This window comes from Gordonia sp. GONU (genome assembly GCF_024733855.1).
Lineage (GTDB): Bacteria > Actinomycetota > Actinomycetes > Mycobacteriales > Mycobacteriaceae > Gordonia > Gordonia amicalis.
Genome location: NZ_JANRHB010000002.1, coordinates 349,297 through 373,377, shown reverse-complemented (window position 1 = coordinate 373,377; position 24,081 = coordinate 349,297). Strand labels below are relative to the sequence as shown.

Genomic DNA, 24,081 nt, shown 5'->3' with positions numbered 1-24,081 from the left:
TTTCTTCGTGCCTGAATGTGTTCCTTAGACAAGTCCCATTCTTGCACTGCAGCAAGGCATCTCGCTTCTCAACACCCCATCAAACACCAGAAACCTCACCCCAAATCGGTGCATCCAGGCTGAGGTGTGAGGAGCCGCCTATCGCTGCCTGAGGTGTGAGGAGCGTAAGCGACGAGCCTCGAAGGCCTGGTGAGTGAATCTCGCTGAGGGCCTTCGTGGCTCGCTTCGCTCGCACCTCAGGCAGCGGAAGGGATGCTCGCTCGCACCTCAGGCAGCGGAAGGGATGCTCGCTCGCACCTCAGGCAGCGAGATTTCTCCGCTCCCTGAGTAGGCCCGGAGCTTGCGGAGGGATGTTTCCGCTCCCTGAGTAGGCCCGGAGCTTGCGGAGGGATGTTTCCGCTCCCTGAGTAGGCCCGGAGCTTGCGGAGGGCCGTATCGAAGGGTCAGAAACCCGTCGAGGATCCCAACTCCGGGGCGGGGCCGGTGAAGTAGTGCTCACCGTCGAACCGGGCCGGGAGACCGCCCGCGAGGTATCTGCCGATACCCGGCTGGTCCAGTTCCGTGAACAGCGGATTCTTCTGTAGAACGCCGGATTCCACCACCTCGTCGAAGGTGCGGTAGCGCTCCGACAGCACCGAACTCTTCGCCAGGGCGGCCTCCACCTCGGCGGTGGAGTGGCGGGCGAACCACGCGGCGAACAGCGGGGTGAGGATTCCGCGGTGGGTGTAGCGGTCTGCTTCCGCGGTGAAGTCCGCACCGAGCGCCTTCTCGACCGCTGCCACCGCATCCCCGGTCTCGGTCATCGCGACCAGGTCCCGGAAGTGGCGCGGGGTGAGGGCGACGAGCATGAAGCGGCCACCGTCGGAGGCGACGAAATCCGTTCCGTACGTGCCGTAGACGTCGTTGCCGGTCGCGGGCCGGCTACCGCCGCCGAGTTGCGGCTCGGTGAGGTAACCGAGCGTTCCCGCGATCGCCAGGGCGGTGTCCTCCAGCGGCAACGTGATCTGAGCGCCGGCACCGGTCTGGTCGCGGCGTCGTACCGCCGCGGTGATCGCGAGGGCGGCGTACAGACCACAGGCCACGTCCCACGCGGGCAGGGCGTGGTTGACCACACCGGCGTAGTCGGTTGGGCCGGTGATCGCCGGGAAACCCAGTGCCGCATTGACGGTGTAGTCGACACCGGGTGTCCCGTCCGTGCGTCCGAGCAGTTCTAGGGTGATGACGTCGGAGCGCTTCGCGGACAGGGTCTCGTGACTCATCCATGCACGACCGCCGGCGTTGGTGACGAGGATGCCGCCACCGGGCCCGCTCTCGGTGACGAGATCCTGGATCAGCTTCTGGCCCTCGGGTTCCCGGAAGTTCGCGGTCACCGACTTCTTGCCGCGGTTGAGGCCGGTCCAGTAGATGGAGTTGCCGTCGGCGGTGACCGGCCACCGGTTGGTGTCGGCGGCGCCGCCGAGGGGGTCGACGCGGATCACCTCGGCGCCGAGCTGGGACAGCGTCAGACCGCACAACGGTGACGCGACGAAGCTCGACACCTCCACGATGCGCAGGCCCTCGAGCGGGCGGGGTGTGGTGCTCATGCGAAAGATCCTCCGAGAAAGGGTGTTCGGGTCAGGCCATCAGGACGTGGTAGCGCCAGTCGAGGACATCGCGGTCCTCCCCTGCTTGGTCGTCACGGTCGCCGTGGGCGACGACCTTCGATCGGAGGCGCAGGATTCCACCCCCGCCGTCGAGCGGGGTGGCGTCCTCGACGTGGATCTCCGAGCTGAGCGTGTCGCCCTCGCGGACGGGCCCGGTGTGGTCGCACGAGTCCCACGCCACCACGGTGACGAGGTTCGGCAGGGCCCGATTGGCTTGCGACAGAGCGAGTCCGATGGTGTGTCCGCCGTAGACGAGCCGTCCGCCGGCCGCCTTGCCGGCCACTCGCTCGTCGTGGTGGGTGGCGGCGATGTTCAGCGACAGACGCGCGAGTTCCGGTGCGCTGGAGACCACATCGGCGCTCGAGCGGTAGACGCGTCCGGCCAGCTCGGGGGAGAAATGTTGTCCGCGGACCGATGACCGGTAGGTGGCCAGGTCCCAGTCGGGCAGTGCCGGTTCGGCATCCGCGCCGGGGCCGATGGTGCTCAGGTCGTCGGCGTGCACGGTGCGTCCCGGGTCGGGGGCCGGGGACAGCGGCAGCATCGCGCAGCGGTAGAAGTCGAGAACCGTGGCGCCGTTCTGGTCGGTGGTGACCATGTGCAGGGCGGCCAGACCGGTCGGGGCGCGACCGGGCTTGGACTTGTTCTCCCGCAGCCCGACCACCTCGGTCACGGTGGTGAGGGTGTCGCCGATCTTCGGACAGCTGAGGAAACGCAGCCCACGGTAGAAGAGGTTGGCCTTCACGTGGTGGGTGGCCAGCGTCGACTGCCCGATCGCGACGTCGGTCACCAGTCCGGGATGGGCGAGCGTGCCCTCGCCCAGCACGCGGCCCGCCAGATGTGCATCCAGGGACAGGCGTAGCCGGTCACCCAGGATCGTCTGATGCGACGCGGCGAGCCCGGAGGTCAGCGTCAGCGACGGTGCGTCGTCGAACACCTGCCCGTGCGTCAGCTCGTCGAAGTACGGCCCGCCGACCGCGATCGGCTCACTCATCGACCGCTCCCTTCGCGAGGACTCGGCGCGCGGAGACGGCGAGGGCCTCGTCGAGCATCCGGCCGTCGAGCTCGGCGGCACCGGCGCCTGCGGCGGCTGCTTTCTCCAGTGCCTCGAGTACGCGTCGCGCGTCCTCGATGGCATCCGCGTCCGGAGTGAATATCTCGATCGCACTTGCCAATTGGGCCGGGTGGATCACCCAGGTACCGTCGAAGCCGAGGTCGCGGACCCAGCGCTTGGCGTCACGGAACGCGTCGTCGTCGGCGATGGTGAGGTGGGGGCCGTCGATCACGTCCACCCCGGCGGCGCGTGCGGCGAGCAGGACCGAGTCCTGTACGACGTGCCAGGTCCGCATCGGCAGTCCTGACGCCCGGCCGAGCGACGCGCCGAGATCGGCATAACCGATCAGAACGGCGTCGAGACGGTCGGTGGCCGCGCAGATCGTTCCGGCGTCGCGAATCCCACGAGGGGTCTCGAGCAGTGCCTGGAGACGAACGGCGGAATCGCCGAGCTGCTTGTCGGCCTCCTGGAGATCACCGGGGGTGTCGGCCTTGGGGAGCACCACCGACGTCAGGTTCGGCATCTGGGCGCAGGCGGCCAGATCGTCCGATGCCCACGGGGTGTCGATGGCGTTGATGCGCAGGGAGACAGCGCGATCAGCCCCGAACTCGGCGACGAGTTCGGCGGCGGCGGTGCGCGCCGAGTCCTTGTTGGCCGGGGTGACCGCGTCCTCGAGGTCGAGGACCACCTCGTCGGCGATGGAGGCCAGCGCCTTGCGTGCCTTGCGGTCGTCGGAGGCCGGCGCCACCAGGACGCCTCGTCTTCTCTGCACCATTGCTCCCAGTGATCGTGTCAACCCGGATGTCGGGTTCAAATGTGCGGCCAAAGTCGTGCCTTCACGGTTCTATCAGACCTCGATGTCCGATGGGAAGGTTGACATAGGTACGGCCTATCGACAAAATGGCCGTACAAATCAGCCCTCCTCGAAGAACACAGGTGAGCCCCTTCATGAGCACGCTGTCAGCGGAAGAATCCTTTCTCGTCGAGACCGTCCGGTCGTTCATCGACCGCGAGGTCAAGCCGACCGTGCAGGAGGTCGAGCACGCCAACGAATATCCCGAGAAGTGGATCGAGCAGATGAAGCAGATCGGCATCTACGGTCTGGCCGTGCCCGAGGAGTACGGCGGCTCGCCGGTCTCGATGCCCTGCTACGCGCAGGTCACCCAGGAACTCGCACGCGGCTGGATGAGCCTGGCCGGCGCGATGGGCGGTCACACCGTCGTCGCCAAGCTGCTCACCCTGTTCGGCACCGAGGAGCAGAAGCAGAACTACCTGCCGCGGATGGCCACCGGCGAGATGCGCGCAACCATGGCGCTGACCGAGCCGGGCGGTGGTTCCGACCTGCAGGCGATGTCGACCGTGGCCAAGGAAGACGGCGACGAGCTGGTCATCAGCGGGGCGAAGACCTGGATCAGCAATGCCCGACGCTCCGGGCTGATCGCCCTGCTGTGCAAGACCGACCCGGCCGCACAGCCGCGGCACAGGGGCATCTCGATCGTCCTCGTCGAACACGGTCCCGGACTGACCGTCTCGCGCGACCTGCCCAAGCTCGGTTACAAGGGAGTCGAGAGCTGCGAGCTCTCCTTCGACGGGTACCGCGCACCGAAGTCGGCGATCCTCGGCGCCGTACCCGGCAAGGGCTTCGGCCAGATGATGAAGGGGCTGGAAACCGGCCGCATCCAGGTTGCCTGTCGCGCACTGGGTGTCGCGACCGCAGCACTCGAGGACTCGCTGGCCTATGCGCAGCAGCGCGAGTCCTTCGGGCAGCCCATCTGGAAGCACCAGTCGATCGGCAACTACCTGGCCGACATGGCGACCAAGCTGACCGCGGCCCGGCAGCTCACCTGGCACGCCGCCGAGCAGTACGACCGGGGCGAGCGGTGCGACATGGAAGCCGGCATGGCCAAGCTCTACGCCTCCGAGGTCGCGATGGAGATCGCCCTCAATGCCGTCCGCATCCACGGCGGCTACGGTTACTCCACCGAGTTCGACGTCGAACGGTACTTCCGCGACGCACCGCTGATGATCGTCGGTGAGGGCACCAACGAGATCCAGCGCAACGTGATCGCCGCGCAGCTCGTGGCACGGGGCGGTATCTGACGGCGTCGACTCGTCAGGAGCAGCCGTACTCGAACAGGGGAGTGGGATGAGCGAGGTCGGGCAGTCCGAGCCGGCGTACAAGGTGCTGGCCGCCGAACTGCGATCGCACATCGCCCAAGGCCGCTACAAGGGGGGTGTACGGCTCCCCACCGAGTCCGAACTGTCACAGGAGTACGGCCTGAGCAGGCAGACGGTACGCCGCGCCTTTCTCGAGCTGGTCACCGAGGGCTCGGTGTATCGCGTACCCGGCCGTGGGACCTTCGCGACCGAGAACGCCGGTCAGTACCTGCGGCAACTGGGCTCGATCGACGACCTGATGAACCTCTCGACCGACACCGAGATGCAGGTCCTCGAATCACCCTCGCGCCGAGTCGATCTCGAGGCTGCCGGACGCCTGCGGCTCGACACCGACGTCGTCTACCGGATCGTGTTCCAGCGATTCCACGACGGGGTGCCGTTCGTGGTCACGACCGTGTCATGGCCGGAGTCGGTGGCTCGGCTCGTGATCGGTGCGCCCGAGGTGAAGGCCGGTGCGACGAGCGAGCACACGATGATCGGTCTGCTCGAACCGCACCTGCAGTATCCGATCGAGGAATGCGCGCAATCGATCACGGCCACCACCGCCGATGCCGAGACCGCAAGGCGGCTCGGCTGTCCGGTGGGTCACGCCGTGTTGCGCGTCGACCGGCTCTACACCGATTCACGCGGGCGGGCCGTCGAACTCGCGATCAGCTACTTCCTGCCCGAGCACTACACGTACCGCGTGACGCTGCGACGTAGCGGCATGTGAAGCAGACGCGAAGCGGCCCGGTGATCACGAGGACCACCGGGCCGCTTGGCATCTCGGGGAGGGTCAGTGACGGGCGCGTACCGGTTGCTCCTCGACGATGCCCGATGTTCTTCCCTTGGAGGGGATGAGCAGGGTGATCGCCACGCCGACGAAGGCGGCGGCGGCCGCGATCAGGAAGCACCAGGTGAACGTCGACTCGTCGGGGACCTCGGTGCCGCCCAGCGAGATGGTCGCGCTGGCCAGGATGAGGGCCATGACGGCGGAGGCGACGGTGGTGCCCAGCGAGCGCATCAGGCCGTTCAGTCCGACCGCGGCGCCGGCTTCGGTGGCCGGCACCGAACCCATGATCAGGGTCGGCATGGCGGCGTATCCGACGCCCACGCCGATGGCGCAGATGATCGAGGCCAGCATCAGCTTCCACGCCGCGTCCATGAGGAAGAAGGCGAAGAGGTAGCCGCAGCCGAGGATGCCGGCGCCGATGGCGAGGGTGTACTTCGCGCCGATCTTGTTGATCAGCAGGCCCGACAGCGGTGCGAAGAACATCATCATCAGACCGCCGGGCGCCATCCACAGACCCGCAGCCAAAATCGACTGGCCCAGGCCGTAACCGGTCGCCTCGGGCAGCCGCAGCAGCATCGGCAGGATGATCGACTGCGCCATCATGCCGAAACCGATGGCGGCCGCGGCGATGTTCGTCAGCAGGACGGCCGGCCGGGCCGTCGTCCGAAGATCGACCAGGGGCTCCTTCTGGCGGAGCTCGAAGATTCCCCAGACGACGAGGACGGCGATGCCGCCGAGGCCCAGGCCGAGGGTCTTGCCCGAGGTCCAGCCCCAGTCATTGGCCTTCGACACCGCGATCAGGAAGGCCGAGAGGCCGATGGCCAAACCGACGGCACCGGGGATGTCGAGGCGGCCGCCGGCGGAGGTGTTGACCCGCGGGACGAGGAGCAGGACCGCGGCGATGATGAGCACACCGAGGCCGGTCGCGACGTAGAACAGGGCATGCCAGTCCCACGTCTCGACGATCCACGCCGACAGGGGCAGACCGATCGCACCGCCGACGCCGAGCGTCGCACTCATCGCGGCGACGGCCATCGACGTGATGTGGGGCGGGGTGATCTCGCGGATCAAGCTCATGCCGACCGGAATGAAACCCATCGCGAGGCCCTGGACGCCACGACCGATGATCAGCGGAACGAGTGAGTCGCCCACTGCGCACAGCAGCGATCCGAGGGTCAGCAGGACGGCGCTGGCGAGTAGGACGCGCTGCTTGCCGAACATGTCGCCGAGGCGGCCGGCGATGGGCATGGCGACCGCCGCGGCGAGCAGGGTGGCGGTGATGATCCACGACGCATTGCCGATCGAGGTTCCGAGCAGACGCGGAAGATCCGGCTGGATCGGGATGATCAAGGTCTGCATCAGTGACGCGACGAGTCCGCCGAAGCAGAGCGCCACGACGCTGCCGACGGCGCCGGCGGGGGCCTGTTCGGTTCCCTCCTGGGGTAACTGGCCTTGTGTTTCGCTCATATGCGAGACCTCCTTCGAGGTATGCAGCATACATATGTAACGTACATAGGCAAACCGGACAGTAGATTTGTCCTGGTCGATGCGATGGAGGGGCAATGTCCGAGGACCACGAGCCGTGGCAATCGCCGGTACACCGAGACCTGGTGGCCGAGTTGCTGCGTATGTCCCGGCGCAAGGGGCTGCTCCCGCCGTCGGTCGGGCTGGAGAAGTCCGCCTTCGCCATCCTGTGGGTTCTGTCCGACGGTCGGCCGCGCACGCTTCGCCAGCTGACCGAAGAACTCGAACTCGAGCAGTCGACCGTCAATCGGCAGGTCAATGCCGCGATCAAACACGGTTACCTCGAGCGTTTCGAGGTCGAGGACTCGCTCTCCAAGCTGATCCGTCCCACCGATGCGGGACGCGAGGCCTTCCGGCGGGACGGATTGCTTCGTGCCGAGCGACTCGAGCAGGTCTTTGCCGATCTCGCACCGGGCAGCCCGGAGGCGTTGCTCCACGAGTTGCGGGCGTTCAACGACGCCTATGAACGGACGCAGGACCGGCACGGCGCCGGCCAGCGTGACAGCAAGAGCGATCAGAGATTCAAGAGAGGGATGGTATGACCACTGGAGGCGGCACGTACGCGGTGACCGGGTCGGCGTCGGGGATGGGCGCGGCTGTGGCCGAATCCCTACGCGCGGAAGGGCACACGGTGATCGGCGTCGATCTGCGCGATGCCGACGTCGTCGCCGACCTGTCGACCGCGCACGGTCGGCAGAAGGCCGCCGAGGAGGTCCTCGCCAAGGCCGGCGGCACGCTCGACGGGGCGGTCCTCGCCGCCGGGATGGGGCCGAGCAAGGGGCGCGAGCGGATGATCACCGAGGTCAACGTCCTCGGCGTCACCGATCTGCTGACTGCCTGGCGCCCGGCCCTCGCTGCTGCGGACAAGGCGAAAGTGGTTGTCTTCGGCTCCAATTCGACGACCGTGACACCGCTGGTGCCGCGCGGTGCCATCCGGCGGCTCATCAACGGCGACACCGCCGGGGCGACCCGGCAGATCCTGCGACGTCGCGGCGTCACCGCGCCGGTCGCGTACGCGGCATCGAAGATCGCGGTCACCCAGTGGTCACGCTGGCAGGGCACCAAGCCGGAGTGGGCCGGGGAGGGCATCCGGATCAACGTGATCGCGCCCGGCCCGGTGATGACGCCCCTGCTGCGATCCCAGCTCGACAGCCCGCAGGCCAAGAGCGTGAAGTCGTTCCCGGTTCCGGTGCGCGAGTACGGAACCCCGGAGCAGCTCGCCGCGTGGGTGATGATCATGCTGTCGCCGGCCGCCGACTTCATGGCCGGCGCCGTCATCACCGTCGACGGCGGGACCGAGGCTCTGATGCGCACGCGGGACTGGCCGAAGCCGCTGCCGGTACGCGGGATTCCGAAGCTGGTGTGGAAGATGTACCGCGCACCCAAGGACGGGCAGGTCGCACGGTACTAGACCCGCAGTTGTCCGGGGAGCATCACGTGGTGTCGAGGTGGTGCCGGTCGTCGAGGCGGATCGTGACGGCCGCGACCACGACACCGATCATCACGCCCAGGAGGGTGTCGAACACCCGGGTCGCGCCGATGTCGGCACCCACCGGGTTGCCGATGCTGGTGACCAGCAACGCCATTGCCGTGATGGGAACCGAGGCGAGGGCGTAATTGCGGGTCACGACCATCTCGGCGGCACCCTGGCATACGACGATCACCACGACGAGCGGCCAGTATCCGAGTCCGGCGGCGATGATGATCGCCGCGAGTACCGCGCCACCGACATTGCCGACGAGGCGCTGGATGGCTCGCTGAACCGTGTGTCGATAGTTGACTCCCTGCAGCGCGGCGAGCGCACCGATCGACGCCCAAAGCGGGTGGGTGAGACCGGCCGCGGTGGCGAGCCCACCGGCCAGCAGGGACGCGGTGGTCACCCGGGCGACGTTCACTCCGATCTCCCGGTCGGACAATCCCCGGAGTGATTCGCGCAGAGTGTTCTTCGGCGCGGTTCCGGGCATGGTCACGTCGGTGCGCTCGCGCGGGGGAGTGAGGTTCGGCCGCACCTTGCGCAGTTCCGCTTCGAGGTGGGAGAAGTCCTCGCGCCGAGCGGTCAGGGAGTCGTGAGAACCGCTGTCGAGCACCGACTCCGCGGCGTCGAGGAATGAGATCAATTCGGCGACATGGGCGTCGACGCGTCGTGCCGGGGTCCGGGCGATCACCTCGCGTGCCTGCCCGATCGACGCTCGAGCCGCGGCCACCGAGCCCGGACCGTAGTGCTCGATCCCCGACACGGCGGCGAGTGCCCGGGCGACGGCCACCCGCGACGGGCCGTGCGGATGGGACAGTGCGGGCGCCATGGCCACGAGCCAGCCCACGAGCCCGCCGAATGCCGCCGCGACCGTGGCCGTCACGGCGTCGGCTGCGGTGTGGGCGAATCCGGCGGCGCCGGCGGCGGCGAAGATCATGATGGCCGGGCCCGGTCCGGTGATGCGGAACGCCGCGCACAACCAGAAGGCGAGTCCGGCGCCCCCGGAGACGAGCAGGATCTGCGCCCAGATCGACACGCCCAGCACGCCCAGGAGGGCACCCAGAGCGGTGTAGGCGACTATCAGCGACGCCACCCCGGCCAGCCTGCCCGCCATGCGCGGATACGGCTCGTAACGGAGATAGGCCGACGACAGGGTCCCCAGAGCGGCGAAGCCCGCGACCTCGGTATGGCCGATGAGTCCTCCGACGACGAGCGCGATGGCACCGGCGAGGCCGACGCGGAAGCCGATCGCGATCGTCGGGTCCGCCCGCCGGATCTCGAGCGTGCTGCGCCATGCGGACGGCGACACCGAATGGGCGAGCGCCCTCCTCGAGTGCTGCAGGCGACTGCGGCGGGTGGTGCCGCTGAAGGTGGATGGCATTCGACCACCATAATAGTTCTCAAGTAAAATATCTATAAAACAGTTGGAAATGATCGAGTACGATGTGTCACGTGCCAACTCCTTCCGCTGCATCCGGACCCGGTGACCAAGTCCTCCCGGACGCCGTCGACCGGGCCCGCACGGAGTGGGAGGCCCGGTATCCCGAGGTCGACGGCAGGCCCATCGACGTCATCGGTCGCATCACGCGGATCAGTGCCCTCGCGCTGGCGCGTTTCGAGCGCGAACTCGACCCGCGTGGGGTCACCCGCGTCGAATACGACGTCCTGAGTGCGATCGCGCGCGCCGATCACCCGTTGCGCGCCAGCGAGGTCACCTCGGTCACCGGGATCTCCGGGGCGTCGACGACGAAGAACGTGGAGCGCCTGGTCAAGATGGGTTTGGTCGAACGCGAGCGGCTCGAACGTGACGGGCGGGTGGTCCTGCTGTCACTCACCCCCGAAGGACGGGAGCTGGTGGAAGAGCAGTTCCCGCGTCGTCTCGAGTCGGAACGGCAGATGCTCGACGGCCTCGACGACGAGGAGATCGAAACCCTCATCGAGCTGTTGCGGCGGATCACCCGCAACGTGGAGCGCGGTCCCCGAACTCGGGCAGACCGGACCTGAGCAGTGCCGGTTGCGCGGTCCGGATCGTCGGTTACAGGCCGACGCGCTCGAGCGCCTCGTCGAACTCCTCGGACGCCTCTTTCTCGGTCTTGCCGTCGGCGAGCGCCTGCCGGTACACCGCGAACAGTTCGGTGCTGCGCTCGGTATAGCGTCGGGTCCAGCGTTCGCTGTCCGCTCGCCAGTAGCCGATCACGTCGTAGGAATCACGGCCCCATCGCAGCTCGCTGCGCAGATGCTTACGGACGGAACGTGACTCGGCGGCCTCGCCGGCGAACCAGCAGTACGCGGAGGTGTCAGTTGGTGCCGGAAGGTCGAGTTCGGCGACCGTCTGCGCGAGCCGGCTCGGCGTCCGTCCATTGCCGCCGACCAGCGTGATCGTCTCGACCTCCCGCTCGGGTAGGTAGGCGAGGTCGGTCGGCGCCGGCACCTCGACCACCACCGTCACGCCGACGGTCGACGAGAGTTCCTCGAGAATCCGGGCGAGGGCGGGGAGTCCGGCGAGGTCGGCGGCCAGGACGAGTCGGCTCGTACCGGCCGGTGGCGTGAACCAACTACGCGCGTGCGTCAGAACCACCTCATGACCCGGCTCGGCCCGCTGGGCCCACGTGGTCGCCGGTCCCGCGGCGTGGATGACGAAATCGACGACGACGGTGCCGGCCGTGGGGTCGGCTGCGCGGATCGAGTAGTTGCGCCCGGCCGGCGCGGGGTCGGTGTCGTAGTAGGCCCAGGTCCCGTCCCGGCACTCCATGTCCGGGGTCGAGCGGTGCGACTCGAAGGGGAAGTAGATGCCCACCGCCTCGTCGGCGACGCCGGGCAGTCCCAGGCCGGTCAGGTCATCGACGTCGAACGTCAGGCGGCGCAGGTTGGGCGTCAGGTCGTCGACCCCGCGGACGCGTGCTCTCGAGTAGCCCATGAGGCCACCCTAACCTCGTAATGGAGGGGCACCCGGGGTCTGGCCTCTGTTACTAGGATATGCAACCATCTGTGGAGGCCTGTCGGTGTGGAGAGGAGTTTCGGTCGTGTCGGAACAATCAGTGCTGGTCCCGTCTGTCCTGACGGAGGAGAACGGGTCGGCGCGGTCGCTGATCCTCAACCGTCCGAAGTCGATCAACGCGATCGACCACGAGATGGTCACCGAGATCGCGGAACGCCTCGACGCCTGGTCCGGTGACGACGCCGTCGAGGCCGTCGTTCTCTACGGTGCCGGCGAGCGCGGCCTGTGTGCGGGTGGCGACATCGTCGCGATCCATCGCGACGCCTCCGCTCTCAGCGGGAACCCGGACTCGACCGATGTCGACGCGGAGAACTCGCCGTCGGCGAAGTTCTGGTTCGACGAGTACCGGCTCAACGCCGCGATCTCCCGCTACCCGAAGAGCTACGTCGCGATCATGGACGGCATCGTCATGGGCGGCGGCGTCGGCGTCTCCGCACACGGCAACATCCGCATCGTGACCGACCGCACCCGCCTCGCCATGCCCGAGGTCGGCATCGGATTCGTCCCCGATGTCGGTGGCACACACCTGCTCTCGCGTGTTCCCGACGGGCTCGGCCTCTACGCCGGCCTCACCGCGGCTCACCTCCGCGGCGCCGACGCGCTGGCCATGGGTCTCGCCGACCACTTCGTCCCCTCGGACTCGCTGCCCGCGTTCATCGAGGCCATCGGGACCTCCGGGGTCGACGCGGCGATCGAGCAGTACGCCACCGACGCTCCCGCGTCGGAGCTCGCCGCGCAGCGTGACTGGATCGCCGAAGCCTTTGCTGCCGAAACGATCTCGGAGATCATCGACCGTTGCCGCGCAGTCGGCACCGAGGCGGCGGCCAAGACTGCCGACACCATCGCGGCCAAGAGCCCCACCGCACTCGCGGTCACGCTGCGCTCGCTGCGCGAGGCCGCGGCCGACGCGACCCTGGAGGACACATTGGTGCGCGAATACCGCGTATCCCTCCGGTGCCTCCTGCATCCCGACATGGCCGAGGGCATCCGCGCACAGGTCATCGACAAGGACCGCAACCCGAGTTGGGCAGAATTCTCGGAGGCGGGCGTCGACGCGTTCTTCGCGCCGCTGCCGCACGACCTGACGTTCCCTGCCTGACGTCACTGCCTGACCGACCACCACAACCGGAAGAAGGAATCACGTGACCGAATACCAGACCATCCTCGTCGAACGCCGCGGCCGCGTCGGCATCATCACCCTCAACCGCCCGAAGGCGCTCAACGCCCTCAACTCCGAGCTCATGAACGAAGTCGTCGGCGTCGTGAAGGAACTCGACGTCGACCAGGGCATCGGTGCCATCGTGATCACCGGCTCGGAGAAGGCCTTCGCTGCCGGCGCCGACATCAAGGAGATGTCCTCCAAGACCTACGCCGACGTCGTCAACGAGCAGTTCTTCGGCGCCTGGGACGAGCTGGCGCGTGCGCGCACCCCGATCATCGCCGCGGTCACCGGCTACGCGCTCGGCGGCGGCTGTGAGCTCGCGATGCTGTGCGACACCATCATCGCCGGCGACAACGCCGTCTTCGGTCAGCCGGAGATCAACCTCGGTGTCATCCCCGGCATCGGCGGCTCGCAGCGCCTGACCCGCGCCGTCGGCAAGGCCAAGGCGATGGACATGGTCCTGACCGGTCGTCAGATGAAGGTCGACGAGGCCGAGCGTGCGGGCCTGGTCTCGCGTGTCGTGCCCAAGGAGGACGCCCTGGCCACCGCGATCGAGGTGGCCGAGGTCATCGCCTCCAAGTCGCTCATCGCCTCCGCGCTCGCCAAGGACGCGGTCAACCGCGCCTTCGAGTCGAGCCTGGCCGAGGGTGTCCACGCAGAGCGGGTCCTGTTCTACTCGACCTTCGCCACGGACGATCAGACCGAGGGCATGGCCGCCTTCGTCGAGAAGCGGGACCCGAACTTCACGCACCGCTGATAGTTCGCGAACATCGCTGCGTCGCAACCGATCTCTCGCTCCCTGAGGTGCGAGGAGCGATAGCGACGAGCCTCGAAGGGCATGGTGAGAGATTCTCGCCAGGCCCTTCGAGACGCTCGCAAGCTCGCTCCTCAGGGAGCGGGGGTTGCGCTCGCAAGCTCGCTCCTCAGGGAGCACGGGGCGGACGCTCGCAAGCTCGCTCCTCAGGGAGCGCGGGGCGGACGCTCGCAAGCTCGCTCCTCAGGGAGCACGGGGCGGACGCTCGCAAGCTCGCTCCTCAGGGAGCACGGGGCGGACGCTCGCAAGCTCGCTCCTCAGGGAGCACGGGGCGGACGCTCGCAAGCTCGCTCCTCAGGGAGTGGGGGTTGCGCTGCGCTGGCTCGCTCGGCAGCGGCTAGGTGCGGCGTTCAGGAGAGGCTGCGCAGGACCGCCACGGCCCGGTCGACCAGCGGGGTGCGCCGCGCGGCCGCATATGCCGCCACCAGGTCGACGTGGGCGATCGGTGCGGCCAACGGCCGGTAGACGACGCCGGCCACCCCGAGTGCGGAGGTCGGCTCGGGCACGATGGCCACTCCGAGCCCGGCCGCGACCAGCGTCACCAGCGTCGACGTCTCCTCGACCTCGTGACGGATTCGCGGCACGAAGCCGGCGCGCTCCGCTGCAGCGGCGAGAACCGCGCTGAGGACCGATCTTCCGCCGCCCACATGGGAGATGAAGTCCTCGCTGCGAAGTGCGGCGAGTTCCACGAACTGCTCCTCGGGGGTATCGGCGAGCGGATGATCGGCGGGGAGTGCGACGATCAGCCGGTCCTTCCGGATCGATTCGACGATGAGACCGCGTGTCTCCACGGGCATGCGCAGCAACGCCAGATCGATGTCGCCCGACGCCAGCGCGCCGATCTGTTCGGGTGCCAGCATCTCGCCGCGGACGCTCACGTCCACGTCGGGCAACTCGTCGCGCAGCGCGCGCACGAAACGGGGCAGCAGTGAGTAGGTCGCCGACCCCACGCAGCCGATCGCCAGGTTGCCCTGCCGGCCGTCGGCGATGCGCTGTGCACGACGGGCCGCGGCGTCCACGGAGTCGAGGATCGCCTCGACCTGACGCAGATAGTCCTCACCCGCGGCGGTCAGCTCGACGCGCCGCGTCGACCGGACCAGCAGGGGGACCCCGAGTTCGTCCTCGAGTTGCCGGATCTGCTGGGACAGCGGCGGCTGGGCGATGTGGAGCCGTTGGGCCGCACGGCCGAAGTGCAGTTCCTCGGCGACCGCGCGGAAGTACCGCAGGTGGCGCAGTTCCATGCACCCCACTCTACCGATTGATATGTGTGACATATCAAAAGCCAGCAAATGGATACTTCTCCATATCGCTGCAGCTCACTACCCTTGTGGCATGGCATCCTCTGGCACCTCGGACTCCGACATCGTGATCTGTTCGCCGCTGCGTACGCCCGTCGGCCGCATGGGCGGGGCGCTGTCCACCGTGCCGGTGACCCGATTGGCGACCGATCTGCTGCGGGAACTGACCGCGCGCACCGGGCTGGGTGAGGGAGACATCGACGACGTGATCCTCGGGCAGGGTTACGCGAGCGGGGAGTCGCCGGCGATCGGCCGGATCGCCGCTCTCGACGCCGGGCTCGGTGTCGGCGTCCCGGGCATGCAGGTCGACCGCCGGTGCGGATCGGGTCTGCAGGCCGTCCTCACCGCCGCGTCCTCGGTGGCGACCGGCGGAGCGCGACTCGTGGTCGCCGGCGGCGCCGAATCGATGTCGACGGTCGAACACTACGCACTCGGACTCCGCTCGGGGATCAAGCAGGGCGGCGTCGAGTTGATGGACCGGCTCGACCGCGGTCGTCTCACCGCCGGTGGGGAATCCCACCCCGTCCCCGGCGGGATGATCGAGACCGCCGAGAACCTGCGCGCGAAGTACGGAATCTCCCGTGCCGACCAGGACGAATACGCCGCACGGTCGCACCACCGTGCCGTCGCCGCCCATGAGGAAGGCCGCTTCGCCGACGAACTCGTCGCGGTCACGATTCCCGGACGCCGCGGAAAGCCTGACACCGTCGTCGACCGCGACGAGCATCCGCGCGCCGATGCCACCGCGGACTCGCTCGGGAAGCTGCGTCCCATCCGGCTCAAGGTCGACGCGGAGTCCACGGTCACCGCCGGCAATGCCTCCGGCCAGAACGACGGCGCGGCCATGTGCGTGGTGACCACCCGCTCCCAGGCGCGTCGCCGTGGACTGGAACCCCTTCTCGCACTGCGCTCCTGGGCGGTCACCGGGTGCGCGCCGGAGACCATGGGTCTCGGCCCGGTCGGCGCCACGGCCGCCGCACTCGGCCGCGCCGGGCTCACCCTCGACGAGATCGACCTGATCGAACTCAACGAGGCCTTTGCCGCGCAGGTCCTCGCCTGCCTGGACGAGTGGAAGATCGACGCGAGCGATGAACGCGTGAACCCCAACGGTTCCGGCATCTCCCTGGGTCATCCGATCGGCGCGACTGGCGGCCGCATTCTCGCCACGGCTGCGTACGAGGCCCGACGCCGGGAGGCGCGCTACGTCCTCGAGACCATGTGCATCGGCGGCGGCCAGGGACTCGCCGCGATCTTCGAGGCGACCCGATGAGCGGGCGCGAGACCGGGGCGGTCGAGGTGCACGCCGTCGTCACCGGTCGCGAGAACGGCCCCGCGGTGATCCTCTCGAATTCGCTGGGTTCGACGTACCGGATGTGGGACGCGCAGCTCGCCGCACTCGAGGAACGTTTCCGCGTCGTCCGGTACGACACCCGCGGGCACGGCGAATCCCCGGTTCCCCAGGGGCCGTACACGATCGACGATCTGGCCGACGACGTGATCGCCCTCCTCGATCGACTCGAGATAACGCAGGCACATCTCGTCGGCCTCTCGCTCGGCGGAATGACCATGATGCGGGTCGCCGCACGCAATCCCGAACGGGTACGGCGTCTCGCCGTCCTCTGCACCGGCGCGCAACTCCCCCCGGCCCAGGCCTGGATCGACCGGGCCGCGACGGTCCGGGCACAAGGCACCGGGGCAGTTGCCGAAGCCGTCGTGCAGCGCTGGTTCACCGACGAGTACCGGAGCACATACGAGGCGTCGAGGAAGTATCACGAGGACATGGTGGCCTCGACCCCCGCCGAGGGATACGCCGCGTGCTGCGAGGTGATCGCGGCCATGGATCTGCGGGGTGACCTGCCGTCCATCGTCGCGCCGACTCTTGCCATCGCCGGCGCCGACGACCCGGCCACCCCACCGGCGAAACTCGAGGAGATCGCCGACAACGTGCAGCAGGGCCGTCTGCTCGTGGTGCCGGCCTCGGCGCACCTGGCCAACGCTCAGCGGCCCGACATCATCAACCCCGCACTGATCGAACACCTGGAGCAGCCATGACCATCGACAAGACCGCCGCCACCGGTGCGGTGAGCAAACTGGCCGCGTCGCCGGCGGATGCGGTCGCCGACATCCCCGATGGCGCGAGCCTCGCAGTCGGCGGTTTCGGCCTGGCCGGCATCCCCGGGTTCCTGATCGACGCCCTCCTCGAGCAGGGTGCGAAGAACCTGACGATCGTCTCCAACAACTGCGGTGTCGACGGCGCCGGCCTCGGTCTGCTGCTCGAGGCCCGGCGGATCGACAAGGTGATCGCCTCCTACATCGGCGAGAACAAGGAATTCGGCCGCCAGTTCCTCGCGGGCGAGGTCACCGTGGAACTCACCCCGCAGGGCACTCTGGCCGAGCGTATGCGCGCCGGCGGCAGCGGAATCGGTGCGTTCTTCACCCCGACCGGGGTGGGCACCCTCGTCGAAGAGGGTGGTCTGCCGTGGCGGTACAACCCCGACGGTTCGGTGGCCGAAGCGTCCCCGCCCAAGGAGGTCCGCACCTTCAACGGGGTGGATATGGTCCTCGAGGAGGCCATCGTCACCGACTACGCCCTGATCCGCGCGGCGGTCGTCGACACCGCCGGCAACTGCCGATTCCACGCGGCCGCACGCAACTTCAACCCGCCCGCGGCGATGTCGGGCCGGATCACGATCGTCGAGGCGGAACGGGTCGTCGAGGTCGGCGAGCTCGGTCCCGACGAGATCCACCTGCCGGGGATCTTCGTGAAGCGGATCGTCGAGCTGACCCCCGAACAGGCCGCTCGCAAGGGCATCGAGAAGCGCACCGTCCGCGAGCGTCCCGTCGCGGCGCACTGAGCCAGGAGAATTTCAGATGACTTGGACCCGTACCGAGATGGCCGCCCGCGCGGCCCGGGAACTGACCCGCGGTGACTACGTCAACCTGGGGATCGGTCTGCCGACGATGATCCCCGACCAGATGCCGGACGACTCGGGGATCTACCTGCACGCCGAGAACGGCATCCTCGGCGTCGGGCCTTTCCCGTACGACGACGAGGTCGATCCCGATCTGATCAACGCGGGCAAGCAGACCGTGTCGGTGTTGCCGGGGGCGTCGTACTTCGACTCGGCGACCAGCTTCGCGATGATCCGCGGCGGGCACGTGGACGTCGCCGTCCTCGGCGGCATGCAGGTTGCGATGAACGGCGACCTCGCGAACTGGATGGTTCCCGGCGCACTCGTCAAGGGGATCGGCGGTGCCATGGACCTCGTCAACGGCGCGGGCAAGGTCATCGTCCTGATGGAGCACGTCACCAAGAAGGGTGAGCCCAAGCTCCTCGAGGCGTGCTCGTTACCTCTCACCGGTCGTGGCGTGGTGAGCCGGGTGATCACCGATCTCGGTGTATTCGATGTCGCGGGAACAGGTTTCGAGGTCGTGGAGTTTGCTCCCGGTGTCGATCTCTCGATCGTCGAGGCCAAGACCGGTGCGCCGGTCACCGATCGCACCGCGGTGCACGCCGCGGTCTGAGACGGCGGCCTCTCAACGGCGCGAGGCCGCCAGCTCCGACCGCGACCGCAGTCCGAGTTTCGCGTAGATCCGGGTCAGGTGGTACTGCACGGTCTTCGGCGAGATGAACAGCTCCGCCGCCACCTCGCGGTTGGACAGCCCGCGCGCCACCAGTGCGGTGACGGCCTCCTCCTGCGGGGTGAGTTCGCCGGCGTCTCTCGACGAGCCCCGGTTCTCGGTTCGCGTCCCGGCCAGTCCGCCTGCCTTGAGTTCACGGTCGCAACGGTCGACGTAACTGGCCGCTCCGAGCGAGAGGTAAAGGTCCCGCGCGGTACCGATGACGGCATCGGCGGCGCGGCGTTTACCCGCGCGTCGGAGTGTCTGTCCGTAGGCGAAGTTCACCCGTGCCTGGTCGTAACGCAACCCCAGTCCGTCGAGGAGTTCGAGTCCTTCCTCGAACGTCCTCTTGGCCCCGTGGATGTCTCCGGTGGCACCGAGATGGCGGCCCCGCGCGTACTTCATCCGGGCGACCGACGACCGGTGGCCGCGTTCGGCGGAACGGGATTCGTAGGTGCGCAGCAACCGGTCGGCATCGTCGAACTGACCCTCGAGAACCTGGGCGTTGGCCAGGACGTCGACCCACGGCCACAGTCCGGGTTCGGAGAGGGCGGGGACGGATTCGGCCATCGTCACCAGCGGTGTGAGAATTCGACGCACCTTGCCGTAATCGGCTGCGGCCTCGGCGAGTTGCGCACGCGCCAGTAAGTCCGGTATCCGCATGATCTCGTAGTCACCGATCGACGTGGCCGATGCGGCGATGCTGCGGTGCGCCTCCTCCCAGTCGCCGCGAAGCGAATGAATCTGCGTCGCAGTCCAGTTCAGCAGCGGTGTGGTGAGTGCGATTCCGCTGCTACGGGCGAGCGCCCGGCCGGCCTCGACGCTGCGCATCGCATCGTCCCAGTCCCCGGTGAGGAACTGCACGCGCGCCAGCCAGGCCAGCGCCCACAACGAGATCCGCGTCGAACCGCCCAGCTGCGCCATCGAGACCGCGGCCTCGAGATTCGTACGCGCGGCGTCGATCTCGTCGAGCCCGAGCTGTAACCAGCCGCGACCCATGACGGCTCGCTGTGCCTGCGCGCCGTAGCGGATGGTCGCCGAGACCGACTCGTACTCGGCGCGTGCGGCCTCCGGCTGACCCGACCACGCCAGGCCGAGACCACGGATGACGGCCGCCTCGACCCGTGCCGCCGATTGGCTCCCGGCCATCTCCATCGCACGATCTGCCCAGGCGACGAGCTCGGATCCCTGGCAGCGCACCAGATTGTGCAGCACGTGGCGTTGCGCGATGAGGGCCGCGACGTCGGGTTCTCGTTCGACGTTGACGATTCCCCAGGCACGGTCGAGGCGGAGCTGTGCCTCCGCGGAACGCCCGCGCAGGATCGCCAGGTAGGCGAGGGTTGCGTTGCGCAGCGGTGTCTCCCGCAGGCTCTCGACGGTCGGGACCAGTGCACCGGCGCCTGTGCAATCGCCTGCGGCCAGAAGCGAATCCACCGCGAGTGTCACCCGCGTGTCGCGTTCGAGCGGGTCGGGGGTCAGCCGACCGGACTGGCGGTAGAGGCCGGCCGCCTCGGCCCAGGCCCCGTCGGCGCCGCGGGCGCGCGCGAGTTCGGCGAGGTCGTCGGCGAGTGCGGCATCGGCGGTCGGCGTCGCGGCAACTCGATGGTGGAGTCGTCGGGCGGGGTCGGCGACGATCTGCGCGGCACGACGATGGGCCTCGCCGACCGCTCCCATCCCGAGGACCTCGAGCACTGCCGCACGGACGAGGGGCGTGACGATCCGAGGTCGTGCCTCGGCCGGTGTCAGCGCCCCGTCACAGGTGACGAGTCCGGTGCGTCGCGCCTCGTCGATGGCGTCGAGCGGGTCGGTGATCCCGGCGAGTTCCACTGCGGTGGAGAGCGGTTCGGCGTCGTCGAGGATGGCGAGCGCCTCGATGAGCGAGCGCGCGGGTACGCCGATGTCGGGCAACCGGTCGCGGACCTGCGCGACGACGTATCGGGGGGCCGGTAGCTGGGCGCCGCTGCGCGACCACGTCCCGGCGGGCACCTCGTCGAGGAGAGCGACGATGTCGCGCGGCTTGCCCGCGGTGTGGCGGGTCAGCTCCTCCCGCATCGCGGGGTGCAGCACGATGCCCCGCCGGCCCGCGATCTCGGCGGTGCCCTGTGGGTCGATGCTCTCGAGCCGCAACTCGTCGAGGGGTTGACCCACCAGACGCGCCCCGGGCCGGGATGTCGTGGCGACGACGAGGACCCGGCAGGCGCGATGGTCGCGGGTGAGCGTGAGCAATGCCTGTAGCGACACCTCGTCCGCGAGATCGGCGTCGTCGATGGCGATGAGCGACGGGGTGTCCGCGGACGGGCCGAGTGCGGCGAGCAGGCCGCCGACCAGAGTTTCGACATCGGTTGTGCCATCGGGTGAGTGATCCTGCAGCAGTTGCCGGACCAGGGCACCCGGCGTCGACGCCTGCCACGGTGACACGCGCGCCCACAGGGTCGCCCCGGTGTCGTCGGTACCGTGCGACTCGGCGCGATGTCGCGCGACCAGATGGGCGAGCAGGGTCGACTTCCCGCTCCCGGGGTCACCGGAGACGGCGAGGAACTCCGCGCCCGTCACGTGCCGCAGCCGCGACCACAGCGCATCGACCTCACGGTCCCGCCCGACGCACACGGCAGTGACCATCATCGCTCCATACTAGGACCCAGGTCACAGACCCCGGGTCGTACCGACTCGCCCTCGTCTTCCCGGCGTGGGTGGTCAGCCCTGGTCGCCGCCGGCGACCGGCAGGACGCTGCCCGTGATGTAGGCCGCCTCCTCCGAGGCGAGGAAGCAGATCGCCGCGGCCTGTTCGTCGAGCGTCCCGTACCGGTTCAGCAGCGACGACGACAACGTCTGATCGATGTGGGCCCGGAACCACCCGGCCTCCACCTCGTTGCGGGGTTCGGGGGTACCGCGGGAGATCCGACGCGGCGGGGCCTCCGTCCCACCCGGGGCGGTCGCGACCACGCGGATGCCGTCCTCGGCGTACTCCATGGCCAGCGAGGCGGTCATCGCGTTGACGGCGCCCTTGGCCGCCGAGTACGGGATGCGGTGGATGCCACGAGTCGCCGCGGAGGAGACGTTGACGATGACCCCGCCGCCGCGTTCGACCATCGACGGAAGCACCGCGCGGCACGAGTAGAGCGCCGTCATCAGTGAGCGGTCGATCTCGGCCCGGATCTGTTCGTGGGTGAACTCGATGAACGGTTTGAAGTTGATCGCCCCGCCGACGTTGTTGATGAGCACGTCCACCCGGCCGTAGGTGCCGATCGCGCGCCGGATCACCGATTCGGCGCCGTCGTAGGTCTCGAGGTCGGCGATCGCCGCCACCGCACCGGGACCGGCGGTCTCGAGGTCGCGGACGACCTCCTCCACCAGTTCCGAACGATCGGCGAGGACGACCCGACCGCCTTCCGCACTGATCCGTCGAGCCGTCTGCTCGCCGATCCCCTGTGCGGCACCGGTGATCACGACGACCTTGTTCGCGAAGCGGCCCGGGGTGACGAAACGCGGCCGGCGCGAGGCCATCTCGTCGGCCATCGCCCGGCGCATCGTCTGCTTGGACCGGTCGGCGTGAGCCGAGATGAGCGCGCGGGCGGCGTCGTGGTCGCCGGACTCGAAGGCCGAGACGATGTCGAGGTGGTCCTGCGCGCACAGCGGGTGGCACCATGTCGCGTTGCGCAGCACCTCGGTCATGCGGCCCTTCACGCCGAGGGCCTTGTAGGCCTCGAGGAGATGGTCGTTGCCGGTCTGGCTGAACAGATAGTCATGGAAGGCCGCGTTTGTCTCGGTGTACTGCGCGGCGTCGACGAAGCGGTCGCCGTCCACGTAGGGGACCGTGGCCTCGGCGAGCAGCCGATAGCCGGTGAGCTGCTGATGGGTCATCCGGCCGAAGGTGAGCTCCAGAGCGCCGAGCTCGAGCGCGGCGCGTGCCTCGAAAAGTGCGTCGGACTCGTGGATCTCGGGGTGTTCCTCGCCGATCTGATAACCCTGTGAGCCGACGACGGTGGGCAGGGGCGGTGCCTCGACGGAGTCGGGTTCGGGTGTGCTGGGCGCGCTCTCGTGGAGTTGTGAGGTGTCGCCGGGCGCGAACAGTTCCTGCCCGGCGATCGACCGTGCGGTCCCGGCGGGACGCAGGGCACCCGCGTCGACGTCGAGTCCGGCATCGCCGGTCTGTCCGTCCCACATCCGTTGCCCACCGATGCGGGCCAGCGAGTCATCTTCGCGCGGTGCGGGTCTCGAGCCGGACCAGGTGTCCAGACCGGTCGGCGGGAAGGCGATCCGGCCGGCGATGGCGCGGGCGTCGGCGACCTCGAGGATGGGGTCGTCACCGTCTCGACCGACCGGGGTCGGGGCAGCAGGAGCGGCGGCCTCGTCGCTGATCGCCTCGGTTTCGGTGACGCTGCCCGCCTCCGGTTCGGGCTCGACCGCCGGCTTCGCCGTGCGATCACGGTCAGTCGCCGGCTTCGCGGCGAGCGCGAACTTCTCGTAGTAGAAGCCGGTGGGTTCGATCCCGACCTCTGCCACGTGCTTGCGCACGGCCTCGACCATGGGCGGCGGGCCGCAGAGGTAGATGGCGACGTCGCCGTCGTAGAGGTGTTCGGGCCGGATCAGGCTCATCACATAGCCCTTGTTCGCCGCGGTGCTGGCCGGATCGGAGACGCAATGGTCCCAGGTGAAGCCCGGCAGCTTGTCGGCGAAGTACTCGATCTCGTCGGTGGCGACCAGGTCGGTATCGCTGGACACGCCGTAGATCAGGTGGACCTTGCGAAGGCTCTTGTCGGCGTGCATCTTCCGCAACATCGACAGGATCGGCGCCAGCCCGGTGCCACCGGCGAGCAGCAGTACCGGACGGGTGGCCTCCCGCAGGAAGAACGACCCGTGCGGACCGGTGAAGGAGATCTCTTCACCGCGTGTCGCACGGTCGGTGAGATAGGTCGACATCGCGCCGCCGGGGGTGAGCTTGATCAGGAAGATCAGGCGGTCCTCGTGAGGGCCGTTGGCGAACGAGTACGAGCGGCTGACCGGTTCACCGTCGCCACGATCGCTGCCGGGGATCTCGATGTTCACATACTGGCCCGGCAGGAACGCCAGCTCGCCGCGGTTCTCGATGCGGATCTCCAGGCGCATCGTCGACTCGGAGAGCCGGTCGAGCCCGACGACCGTCCCGGTGAACCTCGCCGCCTGGGTCTTCGCCACATCCGACGTGGACGCGATCTGCAGCACGAGGTCGGATTTCGGCTTCATGCAGCAGGGGAGTGCATAACCCTCCGACGACTCGGCGTCGGACAGCGCGTCCTCGATGTAGATGCCACCGTCGTAATCTCCGGACTCGCAGAACGCCTTACACGTTCCGCATGCACCATCGCGGCAGTCGAGAGGGATGTTGATGCGCTGCCGGTACGACGCGTCGGCGACGGTCTGGTCCTCGCGGCAGGTGATGAAGCGCGTGACCCCGTCCTCGAAGGACAGCGCCACCTGGTGGCTGGTGGCGGTGCCGGTGGCAGTGCCGGTGTCCGCGTCGGTGGTGACAGTCATGGAGAGGTTCCTCGAAGTGGGGTCGGGTCAGA

20 protein-coding genes are annotated in these 24,081 nt (G+C 68.5%); 11 read left to right on the top strand and 9 right to left on the bottom strand.

What is annotated here, in order from left to right; genetic code table 11:
* Positions 1-443 precede the first annotated feature (443 nt).
* From NWF34_RS03635 to NWF34_RS03625, 3 genes are read right to left on the bottom strand one after another with little or no spacing between them, the layout of a single operon-like run.
* Positions 444-1,583: a CoA transferase gene (locus tag NWF34_RS03635; RefSeq protein ID WP_024499677.1), complete on the bottom strand. Its 1,140-nt coding sequence runs from the start codon at positions 1,581-1,583 to the stop codon at positions 444-446.
* A gap of 31 nt (positions 1,584-1,614) precedes the next feature.
* Positions 1,615-2,634, bottom strand: a complete 1,020-nt coding sequence (locus NWF34_RS03630) for a MaoC family dehydratase (RefSeq protein WP_024499678.1) — start codon at positions 2,632-2,634, stop codon at positions 1,615-1,617.
* Positions 2,627-3,469 carry a CoA ester lyase gene (locus NWF34_RS03625; RefSeq protein WP_035760770.1) on the bottom strand — a complete coding sequence of 281 codons (843 nt, stop codon included), beginning with the start codon at positions 3,467-3,469 and terminating at the stop codon, positions 2,627-2,629. The genes NWF34_RS03630 and NWF34_RS03625 overlap by 8 nt, the downstream gene beginning before the upstream one ends.
* 173 nt (positions 3,470-3,642) lie before the next feature.
* Here NWF34_RS03625 and NWF34_RS03620 point away from each other — a divergent pair, with 173 nt between their 5' ends.
* Together NWF34_RS03620 and NWF34_RS03615 are read left to right on the top strand one after the other, a co-directional pair.
* Positions 3,643-4,794, top strand: a complete 1,152-nt coding sequence (locus tag NWF34_RS03620; RefSeq protein ID WP_024499680.1) for an acyl-CoA dehydrogenase family protein — start codon at positions 3,643-3,645, stop codon at positions 4,792-4,794.
* Between the two features lie 46 nt (positions 4,795-4,840).
* Positions 4,841-5,584 (top strand): GntR family transcriptional regulator, encoded by a 744-nt coding sequence (locus NWF34_RS03615; RefSeq protein WP_024499681.1) that lies wholly within the window; start codon positions 4,841-4,843, stop codon positions 5,582-5,584.
* Positions 5,585-5,647: 63 nt separating this feature from the next.
* Here NWF34_RS03615 and NWF34_RS03610 read toward each other — a convergent pair whose 3' ends face one another.
* Positions 5,648-7,111, bottom strand: coding sequence for an MFS transporter (locus NWF34_RS03610; protein WP_024499682.1), 1,464 nt, complete (start codon positions 7,109-7,111; stop codon positions 5,648-5,650).
* Positions 7,112-7,206: 95 nt separating this feature from the next.
* On the opposite strand from NWF34_RS03610, the gene NWF34_RS03605 reads away from it, so the two are divergent.
* Positions 7,207-7,710 carry a MarR family winged helix-turn-helix transcriptional regulator gene (locus NWF34_RS03605; protein WP_024499683.1) on the top strand — a complete coding sequence of 168 codons (504 nt, stop codon included), beginning with the start codon at positions 7,207-7,209 and terminating at the stop codon, positions 7,708-7,710.
* Positions 7,707-8,579: an SDR family oxidoreductase gene (locus tag NWF34_RS03600; protein WP_024499684.1), complete on the top strand. Its 873-nt coding sequence runs from the start codon at positions 7,707-7,709 to the stop codon at positions 8,577-8,579. Before NWF34_RS03605 ends, NWF34_RS03600 begins: the two co-directional genes overlap by 4 nt.
* A gap of 22 nt (positions 8,580-8,601) precedes the next feature.
* Here the strand turns inward: NWF34_RS03600 and NWF34_RS03595 are convergent, their stop codons facing one another.
* The gene (locus NWF34_RS03595) at positions 8,602-10,023 is read right to left on the bottom strand and encodes an FUSC family protein (protein ID WP_024499685.1); all 1,422 of its coding nucleotides are present in this window, start codon (positions 10,021-10,023) and stop codon (positions 8,602-8,604) included.
* A 71-nt stretch (positions 10,024-10,094) separates the two neighbouring features.
* Here NWF34_RS03595 and NWF34_RS03590 point away from each other — a divergent pair, with 71 nt between their 5' ends.
* Complete coding sequence (locus tag NWF34_RS03590; protein ID WP_024499686.1) at positions 10,095-10,646, top strand: MarR family winged helix-turn-helix transcriptional regulator; 552 nt, start codon at positions 10,095-10,097, stop codon at positions 10,644-10,646.
* A 31-nt stretch (positions 10,647-10,677) separates the two neighbouring features.
* On the opposite strand, the gene NWF34_RS03585 is transcribed toward NWF34_RS03590, so the two are convergent.
* Complete coding sequence (locus tag NWF34_RS03585) at positions 10,678-11,559, bottom strand: siderophore-interacting protein (RefSeq protein WP_024499687.1); 882 nt, start codon at positions 11,557-11,559, stop codon at positions 10,678-10,680.
* A gap of 106 nt (positions 11,560-11,665) precedes the next feature.
* Here NWF34_RS03585 and NWF34_RS03580 point away from each other — a divergent pair, with 106 nt between their 5' ends.
* Together NWF34_RS03580 and NWF34_RS03575 are read left to right on the top strand one after the other, a co-directional pair.
* Positions 11,666-12,739, top strand: a complete 1,074-nt coding sequence (locus tag NWF34_RS03580; RefSeq protein WP_024499688.1) for an enoyl-CoA hydratase/isomerase family protein — start codon at positions 11,666-11,668, stop codon at positions 12,737-12,739.
* A gap of 43 nt (positions 12,740-12,782) precedes the next feature.
* Entirely contained in the window at positions 12,783-13,559 is a 777-nt protein-coding gene (locus tag NWF34_RS03575; protein ID WP_006438037.1) for an enoyl-CoA hydratase, read from the top strand.
* A gap of 407 nt (positions 13,560-13,966) precedes the next feature.
* Here the strand turns inward: NWF34_RS03575 and NWF34_RS03570 are convergent, their stop codons facing one another.
* The gene (locus tag NWF34_RS03570; RefSeq protein ID WP_096274696.1) at positions 13,967-14,857 is read right to left on the bottom strand and encodes a LysR substrate-binding domain-containing protein; all 891 of its coding nucleotides are present in this window, start codon (positions 14,855-14,857) and stop codon (positions 13,967-13,969) included.
* Positions 14,858-14,948: 91 nt separating this feature from the next.
* Here NWF34_RS03570 and NWF34_RS03565 point away from each other — a divergent pair, with 91 nt between their 5' ends.
* From NWF34_RS03565 to NWF34_RS03550, 4 genes are read left to right on the top strand one after another with little or no spacing between them, the layout of a single operon-like run.
* Positions 14,949-16,184 carry an acetyl-CoA C-acetyltransferase gene (locus tag NWF34_RS03565; protein WP_096274695.1) on the top strand — a complete coding sequence of 412 codons (1,236 nt, stop codon included), beginning with the start codon at positions 14,949-14,951 and terminating at the stop codon, positions 16,182-16,184.
* A complete protein-coding gene (gene pcaD, locus NWF34_RS03560) occupies positions 16,181-16,966 on the top strand; it encodes a 3-oxoadipate enol-lactonase (RefSeq protein ID WP_096274694.1) in 786 nt (261 codons plus the stop codon). The genes NWF34_RS03565 and pcaD overlap by 4 nt, the downstream gene beginning before the upstream one ends.
* Positions 16,963-17,769, top strand: coding sequence for a CoA transferase subunit A (locus NWF34_RS03555; protein ID WP_096274693.1), 807 nt, complete (start codon positions 16,963-16,965; stop codon positions 17,767-17,769). The genes pcaD and NWF34_RS03555 overlap by 4 nt, the downstream gene beginning before the upstream one ends.
* Before the next feature lie 16 nt (positions 17,770-17,785).
* On the top strand, positions 17,786-18,439 hold the full coding sequence (locus NWF34_RS03550; protein ID WP_096274692.1) for a 3-oxoacid CoA-transferase subunit B: 654 nt from the start codon (positions 17,786-17,788) through the stop codon (positions 18,437-18,439).
* Positions 18,440-18,451: 12 nt separating this feature from the next.
* Here NWF34_RS03550 and NWF34_RS03545 read toward each other — a convergent pair whose 3' ends face one another.
* Together NWF34_RS03545 and benC are read right to left on the bottom strand one after the other, a co-directional pair.
* Positions 18,452-21,157 carry a LuxR family transcriptional regulator gene (locus NWF34_RS03545; RefSeq protein ID WP_258324235.1) on the bottom strand — a complete coding sequence of 902 codons (2,706 nt, stop codon included), beginning with the start codon at positions 21,155-21,157 and terminating at the stop codon, positions 18,452-18,454.
* Between the two features lie 72 nt (positions 21,158-21,229).
* The gene (gene benC / locus NWF34_RS03540) at positions 21,230-24,049 is read right to left on the bottom strand and encodes a benzoate 1,2-dioxygenase electron transfer component BenC (RefSeq protein WP_096274690.1); all 2,820 of its coding nucleotides are present in this window, start codon (positions 24,047-24,049) and stop codon (positions 21,230-21,232) included.
* Between the last annotated feature and the right edge of the window lie 32 nt (positions 24,050-24,081).